Below are 13556 nucleotides of genomic sequence, written 5' to 3'. Positions count from 1 at the left end.
GCACCACCCGGCGCCGCCATGCCGCCACGCCGCATGCGGCCATGTCGTGCTGCCCCGCCCGACCGTCAACCACCCAACGGGAGCCCCACCGTGGCTACGTTCCTTTCCAAACTGGGCCGACTCGCCTTCCGCCGCAAGGGGGTGACGCTGCTGCTCTGGCTGCTGGTCTTCGCCGGTGCGGGCGTCGCCGCCTCGTCCGCGCCGGCGCCGCCCGCCGACACGTTCTCGATGCCGGGCACCGAGTCGCAGGAGGCCTTCGACCTGCTGACCGAGAAGTTCCCCGACGCGAGCGTCGACGGCGCCACCGCCCGGGTCGTCGTCCGCGCCCCCGAGGGCGCCAGGATCACGACACCCTCGACGAAGGCCGAGGTCGAGCGTCTCGTCGCCGACCTGGAGGCGTCGTCCCCGCAGGTGGTGGGCGTCGCCGACCCGTACAAGTCCCCCGCCGTCAGCATCAGCGAGGACGGGACGACCGCCTACATGGTGGTGACGTACAAGGTCCCCGCGGCGGAGGTCGACGACAAGGCGCACGACGCCCTCGATGCGGCCACCGAGCACGCCCGCGAGGCGGGTCTCACCGTCGAGGCCGGCGGTGACGCCGTGAAGATCGAGCAGGCCATGGGCGGCACCGGCGAGCAGATCGGCATCCTGGTCTCCGCGATCGTCCTCGTCCTGACCTTCGGCTCGATGCTCGCGGCCGGAATGCCGCTGATCACCGCGCTGATCGGCGTCGGCATCGGCATCTCGGGCATCACGGCCCTCGGTTCCACCTTCGGCCTGTCCGGCACCACGTCGACCCTGGCGATGATGATCGGCCTCGCGGTCGGCATCGACTACGCGCTGTTCATCGTGTCCCGCTTCCGCGCCGAGCGGGCCGAGGGACGTACTCCCGAGGAGGCCGCGGGACGGGCCGTCGGCACCGCGGGCTCGGCCGTCGTCTTCGCCGGCCTCACGGTCATCGTCGCCCTCGCCGGACTCGCCGTCGTGAACATCCCGATGCTCACCAAGATGGGCCTCGCCGCGGCGGGCACCGTCGCCGTCTCCGTACTCGTCGCGATCACGCTGGTCCCCGCCCTCCTCGGCCTCGCACCGGTCAAGGTGATGGCCCGCAAGGGACGCCTGCGGTACGCCGTGAAGCCGCTGTCGGACCGTCAGCGGCGCAGGGCCGCCAAGCACGAGGCGAAGCTCGCCCGGAAGACGAAGCCCAACCTGGGCACCCGCTGGGCCCGTTACGTCCTGCGCCACCCCGTGATCGTCCTGCTCGTCGGCGTGGTCGGCCTCGGCACGATCGCCGTACCGGCCGCGAGCCTGGAGCTCGGTCTGCCGGGCGAGGGCCAGATGTCGACCCAGACGACCCAGCGCAAGGCGTACGACCTGCTCTCGGAGTCGTTCGGGCCCGGCTTCAACGGCCCCTTGATGGTCACGGTGCAGACGAAGGACGCCCAGAAGGCCACGGCCGCCGGCGACGAGATCGGCAGGGCCCTCGCGAAGACGCCGGGCGTGGCCTCGGTCTCCCCGGCCACCGCCAACACGGCGGGCGACACCGCGATCCTCAACGTCATCCCCACGACGGGCCCGACCGAGAAGAAGACCGAGGAACTGGTCCACGCACTCCGCGACACCGCCGACGACCTGGAGCCGAGCACCGCGTCGCGGATCCTCGTCACCGGCCAGACGGCCATGTTCATCGACTTCTCGCAGACCCTCGACGACGCGCTCCTGCCCTACCTGGCCCTGGTCGTGGGCCTCGCCTTCCTCCTCCTGATGGTGGTCTTCCGCTCCGTCCTGGTCCCGCTCAAGGCGGCCCTCGGGTTCCTGCTCTCGGTGGCGGCCGCGCTCGGCGCCGTCGTGGCGGTCTTCCAGTGGGGCTGGCTGGCCGACGTCTTCGGCATCGACGCACCGGGCCCGATCATGAGCACGATGCCGATCTTCATGATCGGCGTGGTGTTCGGCCTCGCGATGGACTACGAGGTCTTCCTGGTCAGCCGGATGCGCGAGTCGTACGCCCACGGTGCCCGTCCGGGCGAGGCGGTCGTCGACGGCTTCCGCTACGGCGGCCGGGTGGTGGGCGCGGCCGCGGTCATCATGATGAGCGTCTTCTCCGGCTTCATCGTGGAGGACAACGACTTCGTGAAGATGATCGGCTTCGCCCTCGCGATCGCGGTTCTCTTCGACGCCTTCGTGGTCCGCATGGCGATCGTGCCGGCGCTGTTCGCCCTGCTCGGCAGGTCTGCCTGGTGGCTGCCGAAGTGGCTGGACCGGGCCCTGCCCCGGGTCGACGTGGAGGGCGAGAAGCTCGCCGATACACAGCAGGCGCCACGCTCGCCGCGGGAACGCACCCTGGTCGGCTGAGCGGCCTCGTAAGCCGACAGCAGGCGCCCCAGGGCACCGGCCGACCCAGGTCGGCGCCATGGGGCGCCTTTCCGCTGCGCGGGCTGGCCCTGACAAAAGCGCAGGTCAGGGCAGCGCGGCACCGCATGGCGACACACAGACGCAAGAGTGGTGCCACAATGACTCGACATGGCGCCACGCGTGTGCCACGATGATGGCGCAAGCGCGGCACGGAGTGGCGCCAAACGAACGCCACGTACAAGCCAAGCGAACCGACAACCGAGCAACCAAGCAACCGAACGAGCACCACCGTCCCCCAGCCCCACCCTCGCCCGGCTTCCGATCGAGAAAGGCCCGCAGACCATGAGCACCACGGACCACCCCACGCACACGGCGGCCACCGCGGCCCCCAGCACGCGCTCCACGGCGATCTCCGCGATCGGCCTGCGCAAGTCGTACGGCGACAAGGTGGTGCTCGACGGCATCGACCTGCGGATCCCCGAGGGCACGATCTTCGCCCTGCTCGGCCCCAACGGCGCCGGCAAGACGACGACGGTCGAGATCCTCTCCACCCTGATCACGGCCGACGGGGGCGAGGCCCGGATCGCGGGCCACGACGTGCGGGCCGACGCCGATTCGGTACGCACCCTGATCGGCGTCACCGGACAGTTCGCCGCCGTCGACGGGCTGCTGACGGCCGAGGAGAACCTGCTCCTCATGGCCGACCTCTACCACCTGAGCCGCAGCGAGGGCCGGCGCCGTACCGCCGAGCTCCTGGAGCGGTTCGACCTGACCGAGGCGGCCCGCAAGAACGTCGCCACCTTCTCCGGCGGCATGCGCCGCAAGCTCGACCTGGCGATGACGCTGGTCGGCCGGCCGCGGATCATCTTCCTCGACGAGCCGACCACGGGCCTCGACCCGCGCAGCCGCCGCGACATGTGGGAGCTGATCCGGGACCTGGTCACGGAGCAGGGCGTGACGATCTTCCTCACCACGCAGTACCTGGAGGAGGCCGACCACCTCGCCGACCGCATCGCGGTGCTCGACCACGGCAGGCTCGTCGCCGAAGGCACGGCGGAGGAGCTGAAGCGGCTGATCCCCGGCGGCCATGTGCGCGTCCGGTTCGCCGACGAGACCCACCTCGCCACGGCGGCCGCGGTCTTCGGCATCGCGACCCGGGACGACGAGGCACTGGCCCTGCAGATCCCCAGCGACGGCTCGGTCGCCAACCTCCGCTCCATCCTCGACGCCCTGGACAGCACCGGGGTCCGGGCGGAGTCGCTCACCGTGCACACCCCGGACCTGGACGACGTCTTCCTCACCCTCACGGGCAAGCAGAACGCCCCCACCGTCCCCGCCCCGTCCACCGCCACCGCCGCCACCACGCAGAAGGAGTCGACCCGATGAGCACCGCGACCCTCACCCCGGGCACGCCTGCCAAGCCCACCCGCTCGTACGCCCTGCGCGACTCCCTGACGATGCTGCGCCGCAACATCAAGCACATGCAGCGCTACCCGTCGATGACGATCTCGATCCTCGTCATGCCGCTCCTGATGCTGCTGCTCTTCGTGTACGTCTTCGGCGGCGCGCTCGGCGCCGGCATCGGGGCGGGCGGCGACCGCGGCGACTACATCAACTACCTGGTGCCCGGCATCATCCTGATGGCCGCGACCTCGGGGGCCGTGGCGACGGCCGTGTCGGTCTGCACCGACATGACGGAAGGCATCGTCAACCGCTTCCGCACGATGTCGATCTCCCGCGGCTCCATCCTCACGGGCCACGTCATGGGCAGCGTCCTCCAGGTGGCCGCGGTCCTGGTCCTGGTCACCGGCGTCTCCCTGGCGATCGGCTTCCGGCCCGACGCCTCGGTCGTCGAGTGGGCGGCCGCCGCGGGCCTGCTCCTCTTCCTCGCCTTCGGCATGGCCTGGCTGTCCGCCGCGATGGGCATGGGCGCCAAGACCGTCGAGTCCGCGAGCAACGCCCCGCTGCCGCTGACCTTCCTGCCCTTCCTCGGCAGCGCGGTCGTCCCCCCGGAGTCCATGCCGACGGCCCTGCGCTGGTTCGCCGAGTACCAGCCCTTCACCCCGATCAACGAGACCCTGCGCGGCCTGCTGCTCGGCACGGACATCGGCAACGCGGGCTGGATCGCCCTGGCCTGGTGCACGGGCCTCGCCGCCCTCGGCTACTTCTGGTCCCGCGCGGTCTTCAACCGCGAGGTGACGCGCTGACCCACGGACCACGGACCACGGACCACAACCGACCACGCCGAAGGGCGGCCCGGGGAACGATCCCGGTGCCGCCCTTCTCCGCGTGCAGAGGAGACTCGAACCATGACCCCACCCTTACGCCGACGGTCAGGCCGGGCCGCATCCCTTCTGTTCGCGTTACTCCTGGCCGGTGCCGGAGCCTGCTCCGAAGCCCCCGGCCACAACGAACTCAAGCGGATCGCGACATCGGACGAAGTCCGCGAGAAGCGGGAGCGCGCCGAGCGCGAACTGCGCGCGCGGGCCGACGAGATCAACAGCCCCTCACCGTGGGGCCCGGCCCTGCGTACCACCGTGGTGGACACATGCGCCCGGGGCGGGGGCAGGAACTACCTCGACCAGAACGCACCGAAGCAGCCCGCCATGTACTGCCTGATACGCCTGCACCTGTACTTCGTCGTGGACCGCCCCGTCCCCCAAGTCCTCCAAAACCTCCCCGCCACCTGGTCCGAGGGATCGATCCGCAGCGCCCTGAAGTACTACGAGAACAAGACCTACGAACAGCCCCACGCCTTCCGCCCGTCCGTCGCGAGCGTCACCGGCGGGATGCTCCTGTTCTGGGACGCGCCCGGCGACAACGCGCAGGCGAAGATCCCGGAGCCGTGCCCCGCGCGCAAGACGGTCTTCAGCACCTGCGTGTCCGCCCCCGCCGAAGTCACCCTCGCCGAACTGCGGGAACGCCCGGGAACCCTGTTCGAATGGACGCTGACCACCCAGTACCACACCGTGCCGGGCAGGTAGTCGCGTCATGGGGTCGGTGGGAACGTACGAGCTGTCGGCAGCCGGCGGCGGAATCACCGAGAACCCCTGTCCGGGACGGCGACCGCACCCCTGATCCACCCCGGCGACGCCTGACCGAAGAACTCCATCGCCCACGAGTCCCCTGCCGCCACCAGGCCACCCGCTACACTGTCCGCGGTGACAAAGCCTTCACCGGCCACATCACCACAGCACTGTCGGGATCCCAGACAGCCTGACATTCGCCCCCTTCGGGCGGATTTCAGACCCGTCTTCCGACAGATCCCCGCCTTCGTGGGGCTTGGAGAAAACCCCATAACCGCAGGTCAGAGCCCTCGCACGGAAGCTGCCGAAAACGCTTCCCCGGCTCCCGCGGAACGCAGTGCCCATCACCGCAGCTCAGAGGCCCGAGTATGGCCGGTCCGCCCCGGCACCGACGAAACGTGCTGGCGCCCTGCGGGACCATCACCCACGTCGGCGCCATCGTCGCCCCCGGCGGGGAGACGAAGTCGGCGGAGGGACCGAGGACTCGGGCCGCGTCAACTGCTCCAACAGACGGTGGTACGCGGCGGGATCCCGTGCGAAGTCCGTCGCGGCCGCAAGGGCGGCTCGGTCGACGTCCTGCCCCCGGAGCAGGTCGACCGAGGTCTGTGCGAACCGCTCAGGAAGACCGTTCCGCTCTGATTCGGCCAGCAGCAGGCGCAACTCGGCAACGGCCCGGGCGGCGTTCAGCCGGGCCGCCGGGCCGGCCTGCAGCCTGTTCCGCAGCCCGGCGGCGGGCGCCGCATCGTCCAACAGCCCGTGCAGCTGTTTCGTGAGCCTCGCGCCGAGAACTGCTGTCTCGCACGCCGGTGGACCCGCCTCCCTCAGTAGCCACAGCGCCGTGACCAGCGGGCTGGCGGGACCGCTGCCTGCAGCCCTGGGCAGGTCACCGTGACGCCCTGCTTCCCGTACCGCCGCCACAGCCCGCTCGTAGTCCTCGGCCGCCCACGCGGCGGCCTCGGACAGTCGGGTCGCACGGCGGACGAGCCGCGCCTCCACGCCGAGAACCCGCGGGAGGGCACGGAGGTTCCCTCCGATCAGCCCGAGAGCGATGAGCGGCACCCCGGACAACAGGAAGCCGTCCGCGTACCCGAGGTCCGGTTCGGCGGCGAGGTCTTCCAGGTTCCCCCGGTCCGGTCCCTCGGTGAGCATGAACCCGCTCTCCCAGCCATAGCCTCGGCTGTCGGCGTACTGGGGTGCCTTGAGGAGGGAGGAGCGGCCGGCGTCACAGTGGTAGGACGCTTCCCGCGCCCGCTTCTGGTATGGGTCGACCCAGCGGACCCGGCACGATCCGTCGGGCTTTTCGTCGAGCACCGTCAGGTCGATCTGACGCGCATCGGGCAGGTCCGATCCGGCGGCGTAAAGGCCCAGCGCGCACGCGAAGAGCACGAAGCCCAACGTCAGCACCCAACGAAAGAAAGGCATATGCCTCATCCCGCCCCCTCCCCTGATGGTTTGACAGCGTCTCGCGCACCGGGTGGCGGCACGAGGGGCGGCTCCGGCAGCGCCTGGGCGGCGACGCTGCCGGAGCCCGGCAGGAGAAGCGTGTTTCGTTCACGTCCTTCGCGGGTGCAGAAGAAGGTCGTTCCGCACGCGGTAGAGGAAGGGATCGGGCTTCGGGCGGAACAGGCCGGCGCACGCGCCGTCCATTCACCGGGGTCAGTCACGGACACCCGCGAACCGGAAACCAGCTACCGTCCATCACCCGATCAAGGCGCTGGCTGTCGCCTGCCAGGCACGACCGACCGGGACGGGCGCAGGGACCGCTTCCATGAGACGCGGTATTTCCTGTGCGAGGTTGCACCAGGCTTCGCAGTGGGCACCGCACGCCCCGGTGATCCTGGACGATCTAGGGCCATTCGTTTGGATCACTCCCGGAACAGGGAGTGATCCAGGTTGGGGACCTTGCGCGTTTTGAGGCGCCGGGAGACAACCGCGAGACCCGGAGAATGCGGAATCCCTGCCGAGTAAGGCGTCGGCCGTAGTGTGGAGCCCGCCTGTGCCTGGGCGTCCATCCGGCATCCGGCAAGCGCGCACCTTGCCGGGATCCGGCATGCCGAGAGCTGATGACGCCGGTATACCGTGGCGGGCACAGCCGGTGGCGTCGCTGACCGGGGCGAATTCACAGCAAAGGGGGCGTGATGTTCTCGGTGGCTTGGGGGGTGTTCGCGACGGCCGTGGGCTGGATCGTCGCGACGGATTTCCGAGGAGCTGCCCACCGCTTCCACAGGTTGTCCCACGCTGTCATGCCGTTTGGCGGTGTCGGCGTACCGGTCGTGGGCGTTGGCTTCTTCCGCTTGCTGGCAGGGGTGTTCGCCCTGGCTGGGCCGGTCGTCTTGGTCGGCGGGCTTATGGACGTGTGGCGCGGCAAGGCGGGGTCGGACAGTCTGCCTCCAATTCCCGCCTGGTTCGTTGTGGTGGAAGCGACCATCGTGGGTGTCGGTCTCTGGAGAACCTGGCAGCGCACTGGCGTACTGCGCCGTGAGTGGGATGCTGGCAACGGCCCGCGGCGTGCCGCTGTTGCCGGTCTCACGACATCGGCTGTCGCCTTCATCGCGACATTGGGTTTCGGCTGGGGAACGTGGATGATGGCTAGCTGGTTGGCCGGTGGCCTGTGTGGGCTCATCCTGTTGCTGGGCGATCAACCCGGTAAGCCGTCGGACACCGGACTGGCCTCCGCGGACTCGTCGGGATCCTAAGAAGTTTCGTTGAGATCAGCGGATCGTTGTTTCTGTGTGCCGTTGACTGACATGCAGTGGGCGCGGATCGAGCCGTTACTCCGAGACCGGACACCAAGGCGGGGCGGCCGGTGGCGGGACCACCGAGAGGTGATCGACGCGATCGCCTGGAAGTTCCAGACCGGATCGCAGTGGGTCCATCTGCCGGAGAAGTACGGCAACTGGAGAGGCGTCTACAACCGGCTGCGGCGGTCGAAGCCGACGTCGGCTGCCGTTGCAGGCCGCAGCCACCGATCATCGGATACCGGAATGGCAGCCGCCCCTGAGCGGCACCACGCAAAGTACGTGCCCCTGACGACGGGCCTCTCACCGGATGGCTCAGGCGGCGCCGAGCAAGGCACGGGGAGGGCCGTGGTCATGCCCGTCATCGAAGCCACGACCGCGCGCCGTCGGGTCTCGCTACGGTCCGTTTCACGTGATCAGGTCATCGGCCGGCGCGCTGGTGAGAACGGCCCGGTTCCGCTCCTGAGTTCCGTCGGCGGGAAGAGAGAAGACGTGGAGCCGTCCGGAACGCCGACAGCTGCTCGTGGGTGACGCCACCGTGCCCAAAGCACCGTCGAAGGCACGCAAGCAGGAGACGGTCGACCCCGTCACGGGCGATCTGCGCATCCACCGGGTCGACCCGGCCGCCCGCGACTACTACGAGAACGGGGAGAAGGCGAAGCGGCCCGTGCGCGGCACGAAGTGGTTCTTCGGTTCCGGGCGCGGCGACGGCTACTGGACCCGCGTCATCCTGACGTTCGCGCACGTGGCGGGCGGCGAGTACGAGGACGAGGCCGCCATCGCGGTCCGCCAGTTCTCCCAGCTCAAGACAGTTCTGCCCGACTGCATGGGCGTCATCTACGACGGAGCCCTGCGCGGTGTCCACCGCGACGCCCTGGCCCGGCGCGGACTCCTCGTGATCAACAAGCAGCACGGCTCGGTCAACCCCGTCTTCTACGAACGCGTCAAGCCGTGCCGTAGCGGCCACGAACTGTGGTGCGACCAGGGCCGCATCGCCGAGAGCATCCGCATCGACGACGGCACCCGCGTGCTCCAGCCCGTACCGATCACTCGGCTGGAGCCCGCATCGGCGTGACCAAGAGCCGCTGGTACCACCTGCTGAAGATTCCCTGCCGCCACGGAGACCACGAGTACCGCGTCCCCGTCGGCATCACCACCACGGCCGAGGACCGGGCCCTGCGCGACGCCGAGACCGGCCGACGGATCCCCAGCGACCACGAGCGCGGCTTCCACCGCGCCGAGCACCTCCAGCAGATCCCGCAGGAGACGCTCTCCCGCCAACTCGTGTACCCGTACCGCAGCGGTTCCGAGTCCGTCCACAGCCAGTTCGACCTCAGCCTGTGGAACCGCCGCATGATCGCCTACGGCGTCGACCGCCAGAAGGTCTTCGTCCTCGGCTTCGCGCTCTCCCAGAACGCCACCAGCCACCAGGTCTTCCTCGAAGGCCGCACCAGCGCGCACGAACTCCGGAAGGCGGCGTGATGCCTGCCCTGCCTTACTGCACCTGGCCCGCGAGTGCCTTGGCGAGGTCGCCGACCTGTTGCTCCCGGTCCGGGGAAGCTGCCCCCGCCTCCCCGAGGCCGACGAGCAGGAAGGCGTCGCCGTCGCCATCCGGTTTCAGCCGTACGGCGGCGACGTTGCCGCTGTCGGTGACGACGGCATCTCCGGCCTTGGCGTCGCCGGCCTTCTTCGTGTAGCCGACCAACTCGTCGACGGACGATCCGGACATCATCTGGATCACCGGTGCCAGCGGGGCGATGGCCTGAGGCGTGCGGGTGGCGACGGTGTGGACCTGCACGTCGTCCTTGCCGATGTGGAAGGTGCAGCTCACTAGGGCACCCGGGTTCTCGGCCAACGGTTCCCCGGGCTTGGCCCGCTTGCCGCCCTCGGCCGTGGCGACGGGATCGCCGCCGTCCTGTACGGGTCCGGCTCCGGCCGCCCCGTCCAGGCCCGCGGCCTTCGCCGCCTCGGCCACGTCATAGGGCAGCGGGCAGGTGTCGGCCCCGTCGTCGGGCATCCCGTCGGCGGTCTTGGTCAGTCCGCTCAGACTCAGCGGCGCCGCACCGCCTCCGGCATCGCTCTGGCAGCCGGTCACCAGGGTCGCCGCCGCCAGGGCGGCCGCGATCAGCGGTCGGTGTCGTCCGTGTGTCACGTGTCGTGTCCTCAGGAGGTCGGGGCGGAGCAGCCGAGCCGCTTGCCGGCGGCTTCGACGAAGTCGTCGAACAGGTCCTGCCTGCGAGGGGTACCGGGCGCGCCGACGGCGTCCTGGTAGCTCCGGCCGAACTCCAGGGAGAAGTACGTCGGAACACCTGCGCAGTCGGCTACGACGTGCCGGGGGTCGAAGCCCGAGACCTGGCGGCCGGCCACCCGAGGCTGCTCCTTGAATCCGGGCGAGGAGAGGATGCCCTCGACGATTCGCGGTTCCTGGGTCACGGCGTAGGTGGCGTACCCGGCGACCTCGCAGGCCCAGGTGGGCCGGAGGCTCTCCTGCACGGACTCCTTCGCCCCGGTCCGCACTTCCGGTCCGGGGAACGTGAGTCCCTGGAGACCGCACACCGCCGCGTCATCGACCGGCCGTGGCTCCGGGGACGCCGTGAGAGCGGTGGGAGCTCCGAGGGGCCCCTTGTCGAGGCACCCGGCCTGTTCGGCCGCCTTGTTGGCGACATCCGTCAGGAGCCGGGCAAGCTGCACGGGATCAGAGCCCTCGGGCGCGTATCCCTCGACGATGGCGGGCCCGTCCTTCGTCGTGCAGGTGCCCGGCAGCAGGACCCAGCCGTGGTCCTCTCCGACCGCGCCCGTGGCGCCGCCGGTGAAGAACGACGTGGTGGCCGGGTTCGGCCAGCGGCCATCGTCGGTGAAGGGGAAGTCGCCCCGCTCGCGGGTGCCCGAGATGCGCATGTGCTCGGTCTCCGAGCCCGGCAGGAACGACGAGCTCTCGACGGTGCAGGTGAAGGCGAGTCGGTCATCCGGCCGGGAGTCCGGTCCGTCGCGGTCGGAGACGCGGCCGGACGACGGGAAGGCGGCGGCGGCCGAGTCGGTGGTCACCAGCCCACCGCAGACCTCGTCGTCGGCGAAGAGGTTGGTGTTCAGCCACAGGTGAGCGCCGACTGCCAGGACGCCGATTGCCAGGACAGGAGCGATGACCTTCCGCCCGAGAGCTGCCCGGCTGCTGCCGTCCCTCATCTCACTTCCTCGTTCGCAGGGCCGAGTACGCGTCTTCGCGGCCGGTGATGAAGCTCTGCTGCGCCTCGCCCTTGGCGTGCTCGTGCGCCTCGCTGCCCTGGACACCACGCGTGCCGCCCCAGGCGTCCATCAGTGCGTTCGTGCCGCCGATGCCGGCAGAGGTCGCCGTGCTGTCCTTGGACCTGGCCACATCCTCCGCGGCGGCCGACACGTCCTTGGAGTACTCGTAGGTGGCGGCATCCACCATGCGCTGGATCGGGTCGCCCACCACGGGGATCTGGGTGAAGAGGCCACCGACGCCGTGGTACGTGTAGCGCATCGCGTCGTTGAGGTTGCCGATCTTGGTGTCGCGGTCGTCGAGGATCATGTCGGAGCCGATGGCGGTCATCGCTCCGTACACCTCGCCGACGTTGCGCGCCTTGTTGTCCCAGTCGCCGACGACGTTGTTCTGCTGGCCGGCCTCGGCGTCACGTGCCGTGGCCAGGTACTCGGCCGAGTACAGCTTCTGGTTCTCGTACAGGAGGTCGTAGACGAGGACGGGTTCGCCTCCGGGCGTCGTCCCGTACGCCGCGTCGGATACGCCCCGCATCACCCGCAGCAGGCTGTGCTTGTCGTTGGTGATGCTGGAGTCCTCGCCGTTCGCCTTGATCCCGGAGCCGTCCCCGGGGCTTTCGCCCCTGAGGATCGCGTGGGTGTCCATGGTGTAGTCGGCGAGAGCACGCCCCAGGGGTGCCTTCAGGTTCTGCTCGACGGCGTCGCCCTTGCCGTCCTTGTCCAGGACGGTGATGGTCTCCTGCATCACCCGTGCCTGGGCCTCCGAGTGCTGGTCGAAGGCTGCCCCGGCCGCGTTGGGCTCGCGCCCGGTGGTGGCCGCCTCAAGAGCCGCGCCGAGGCCGATCCGGCTGGTGTAGTCGTCGTAGGTGGCGACGCCGTAGCCGGTGATGACGTTCTTGGGCCACTCGCGGGAGTCGTCGCCGCTGCCGAGGAGGTACTTCAGGTGGTCGTTGCCGACGTGGTCACCGGCCGGACCGTTGCCCTGAGGGTCGAAGAACGCGGTCGCGGCCTCGGGGTTCTTGCTCATCACGCCGAGGAGGCCGTCGATCGGGTCACTCTCGATCCCCTTCTCCTCCCAGCCGCCGCCCCACTTGGTGAAGATGCCCTCGTGCTCCTTCTCGGCGGCGATCAGATCGTCACCGAGCTGGTAGAGGAACTGGTCGTCGTAGTCGGCGTCGGCGTGCTGCATCATGCTGACGAACGACTGGTAACCGTAGAGCGGCTGGGTGTTGGAGCCGAAGTTCTTCGTGCCGGACTTGTCGAGGCTCTCGGTCCACTCCTTGTAGAACTTGCCGTCCGGGCTGTTGAGCCACTCGTTGAACTTCTTCGACCCCGGGGGCATCTCGGAAGTCTTCCCCGGCACCTGGGTCGCTCCGGCGACCGTGTTGGCGAGGCCGCGTTCCAGGTCCTGGTGCTCCTTGGTGTTCAGCTTGCCGGAGAGCTTGATCGTGCCCTCGGTGCCCAGGCCCGCGAGGAACGTCTGACTGAACGCCTTGTTGCCGGCGTTGTCGCGGAAGGAACGGTTCAGCTCGGCGTAGTCGGCTGCGGACACCTTCTCGCCGCTGTTGATGCGGGTGGCGATGTCCTGGGCCTTCTGCGCCTCGTACAGCTCGATGTCACCGACCGCGGCGCCGTTGAAGCCGTACTGCTGGTTGGGCAGGCCCGGGATGACGCCCTTGTTCCCACCGGCCGCCTGGGTCAGGGCCAGCTTCGCCCCCTGGTCGGCGTCGTCCACGGCCTTCACGGCGGCATCGATCCGTCGTGTCCACTCGGTCGCCGCCTCGTAGCGCTTGCGCTGGAACTCCGGATAGTCCGGATCGTTCCGGGAGGTCTTGTACTTGGAGGAGTCCCACGTCGCCTTGCCCTGGCCATCGACGATCATCTCGTCCGCCTGGGCTTGGGTGACGACGTCTTTGACCGCCTTGACCAGCGTGACGAACTGGGTGTGCGCGTCCCGGAGCAGCGAGGCGATCGCCTTGGCCTCCACCTGCGCGGCCGCGTACTGCTTACGGGTCCCGGCGAACTGGCCCGAAGCGGAGTTCGCGCTCAGCCCGAGCCAGACACCGTCCTCGGCGACGGACTGCACCGAATCCTTGTAGTCGGTCTCCAACGTGTGAAAGCTCGTCGCCATCTCGTCCCACTTGCCCGCGGAAGTGGTCAGCGGCGTGAGATCGATCGTGACGACATCCTGGTACGTCAGCAT

At 69.5% G+C, this 13556-nt stretch carries 12 protein-coding genes; 8 read left to right on the top strand and 4 right to left on the bottom strand.

Translation table 11 applies throughout. The features are described from left to right. Window positions 1-90 precede the first annotated feature (90 nt). The 4 genes from N5875_RS22590 to N5875_RS22575 all read left to right on the top strand — a co-directional run bounded on the left by N5875_RS22590 (window position 91) and on the right by N5875_RS22575 (window position 5336). Window positions 91-2352, top strand: a complete 2262-nt coding sequence (locus N5875_RS22590; protein WP_338495586.1) for an MMPL family transporter — start codon at window positions 91-93, stop codon at window positions 2350-2352. Between the two features lie 342 nt (window positions 2353-2694). After that, complete coding sequence (locus tag N5875_RS22585; RefSeq protein WP_318210799.1) at window positions 2695-3738, top strand: ATP-binding cassette domain-containing protein; 1044 nt, start codon at window positions 2695-2697, stop codon at window positions 3736-3738. After that, a complete protein-coding gene (locus tag N5875_RS22580; protein ID WP_338495585.1) occupies window positions 3735-4559 on the top strand; it encodes an ABC transporter permease in 825 nt (274 codons plus the stop codon). Before N5875_RS22585 ends, N5875_RS22580 begins: the two co-directional genes overlap by 4 nt. 102 nt (window positions 4560-4661) lie before the next feature. Next, window positions 4662-5336 (top strand): hypothetical protein, encoded by a 675-nt coding sequence (locus N5875_RS22575; RefSeq protein ID WP_338495583.1) that lies wholly within the window; start codon window positions 4662-4664, stop codon window positions 5334-5336. 462 nt (window positions 5337-5798) lie between these two features. Here N5875_RS22575 and N5875_RS22570 read toward each other — a convergent pair whose 3' ends face one another. After that, window positions 5799-6782 carry a hypothetical protein gene (locus tag N5875_RS22570; RefSeq protein ID WP_338495581.1) on the bottom strand — a complete coding sequence of 328 codons (984 nt, stop codon included), beginning with the start codon at window positions 6780-6782 and terminating at the stop codon, window positions 5799-5801. Window positions 6783-7516: 734 nt separating this feature from the next. On the opposite strand from N5875_RS22570, the gene N5875_RS22565 reads away from it, so the two are divergent. Genes N5875_RS22565 through N5875_RS22550 form a run of 4 tightly spaced genes read left to right on the top strand, consistent with a single transcriptional unit; the run spans window position 7517 to window position 9598 of the window. Next, window positions 7517-8074 (top strand): hypothetical protein, encoded by a 558-nt coding sequence (locus N5875_RS22565; RefSeq protein ID WP_338499237.1) that lies wholly within the window; start codon window positions 7517-7519, stop codon window positions 8072-8074. Between the two features lie 51 nt (window positions 8075-8125). Further along, a complete protein-coding gene (locus N5875_RS22560) occupies window positions 8126-8647 on the top strand; it encodes a transposase (protein ID WP_338499236.1) in 522 nt (173 codons plus the stop codon). A 7-nt stretch (window positions 8648-8654) separates the two neighbouring features. Next, on the top strand, window positions 8655-9191 hold the full coding sequence (locus N5875_RS22555) for a hypothetical protein (protein WP_338495579.1): 537 nt from the start codon (window positions 8655-8657) through the stop codon (window positions 9189-9191). Then, window positions 9188-9598, top strand: coding sequence for a hypothetical protein (locus tag N5875_RS22550; RefSeq protein ID WP_338495577.1), 411 nt, complete (start codon window positions 9188-9190; stop codon window positions 9596-9598). Before N5875_RS22555 ends, N5875_RS22550 begins: the two co-directional genes overlap by 4 nt. 13 nt (window positions 9599-9611) lie before the next feature. Here the strand turns inward: N5875_RS22550 and N5875_RS22545 are convergent, their stop codons facing one another. From N5875_RS22545 to N5875_RS22535, 3 genes are read right to left on the bottom strand one after another with little or no spacing between them, the layout of a single operon-like run. Then, complete coding sequence (locus tag N5875_RS22545; RefSeq protein WP_318210794.1) at window positions 9612-10268, bottom strand: hypothetical protein; 657 nt, start codon at window positions 10266-10268, stop codon at window positions 9612-9614. Window positions 10269-10279: 11 nt separating this feature from the next. Beyond that, window positions 10280-11299 carry a hypothetical protein gene (locus tag N5875_RS22540; RefSeq protein ID WP_338495576.1) on the bottom strand — a complete coding sequence of 340 codons (1020 nt, stop codon included), beginning with the start codon at window positions 11297-11299 and terminating at the stop codon, window positions 10280-10282. Window position 11300: 1 nt separating this feature from the next. Continuing rightward, window positions 11301-13556, bottom strand: a complete 2256-nt coding sequence (locus tag N5875_RS22535; RefSeq protein WP_338495575.1) for a DUF6571 family protein — start codon at window positions 13554-13556, stop codon at window positions 11301-11303.

The sequence above is a fragment of the Streptomyces sp. SJL17-4 genome (assembly GCF_036826855.1).
In the GTDB taxonomy this organism is placed as follows: Bacteria; Actinomycetota; Actinomycetes; order Streptomycetales; family Streptomycetaceae; genus Streptomyces.
Note: the sequence above shows the minus strand (reverse complement) of the source record. Positions and strands in the feature narration are given on the sequence as shown.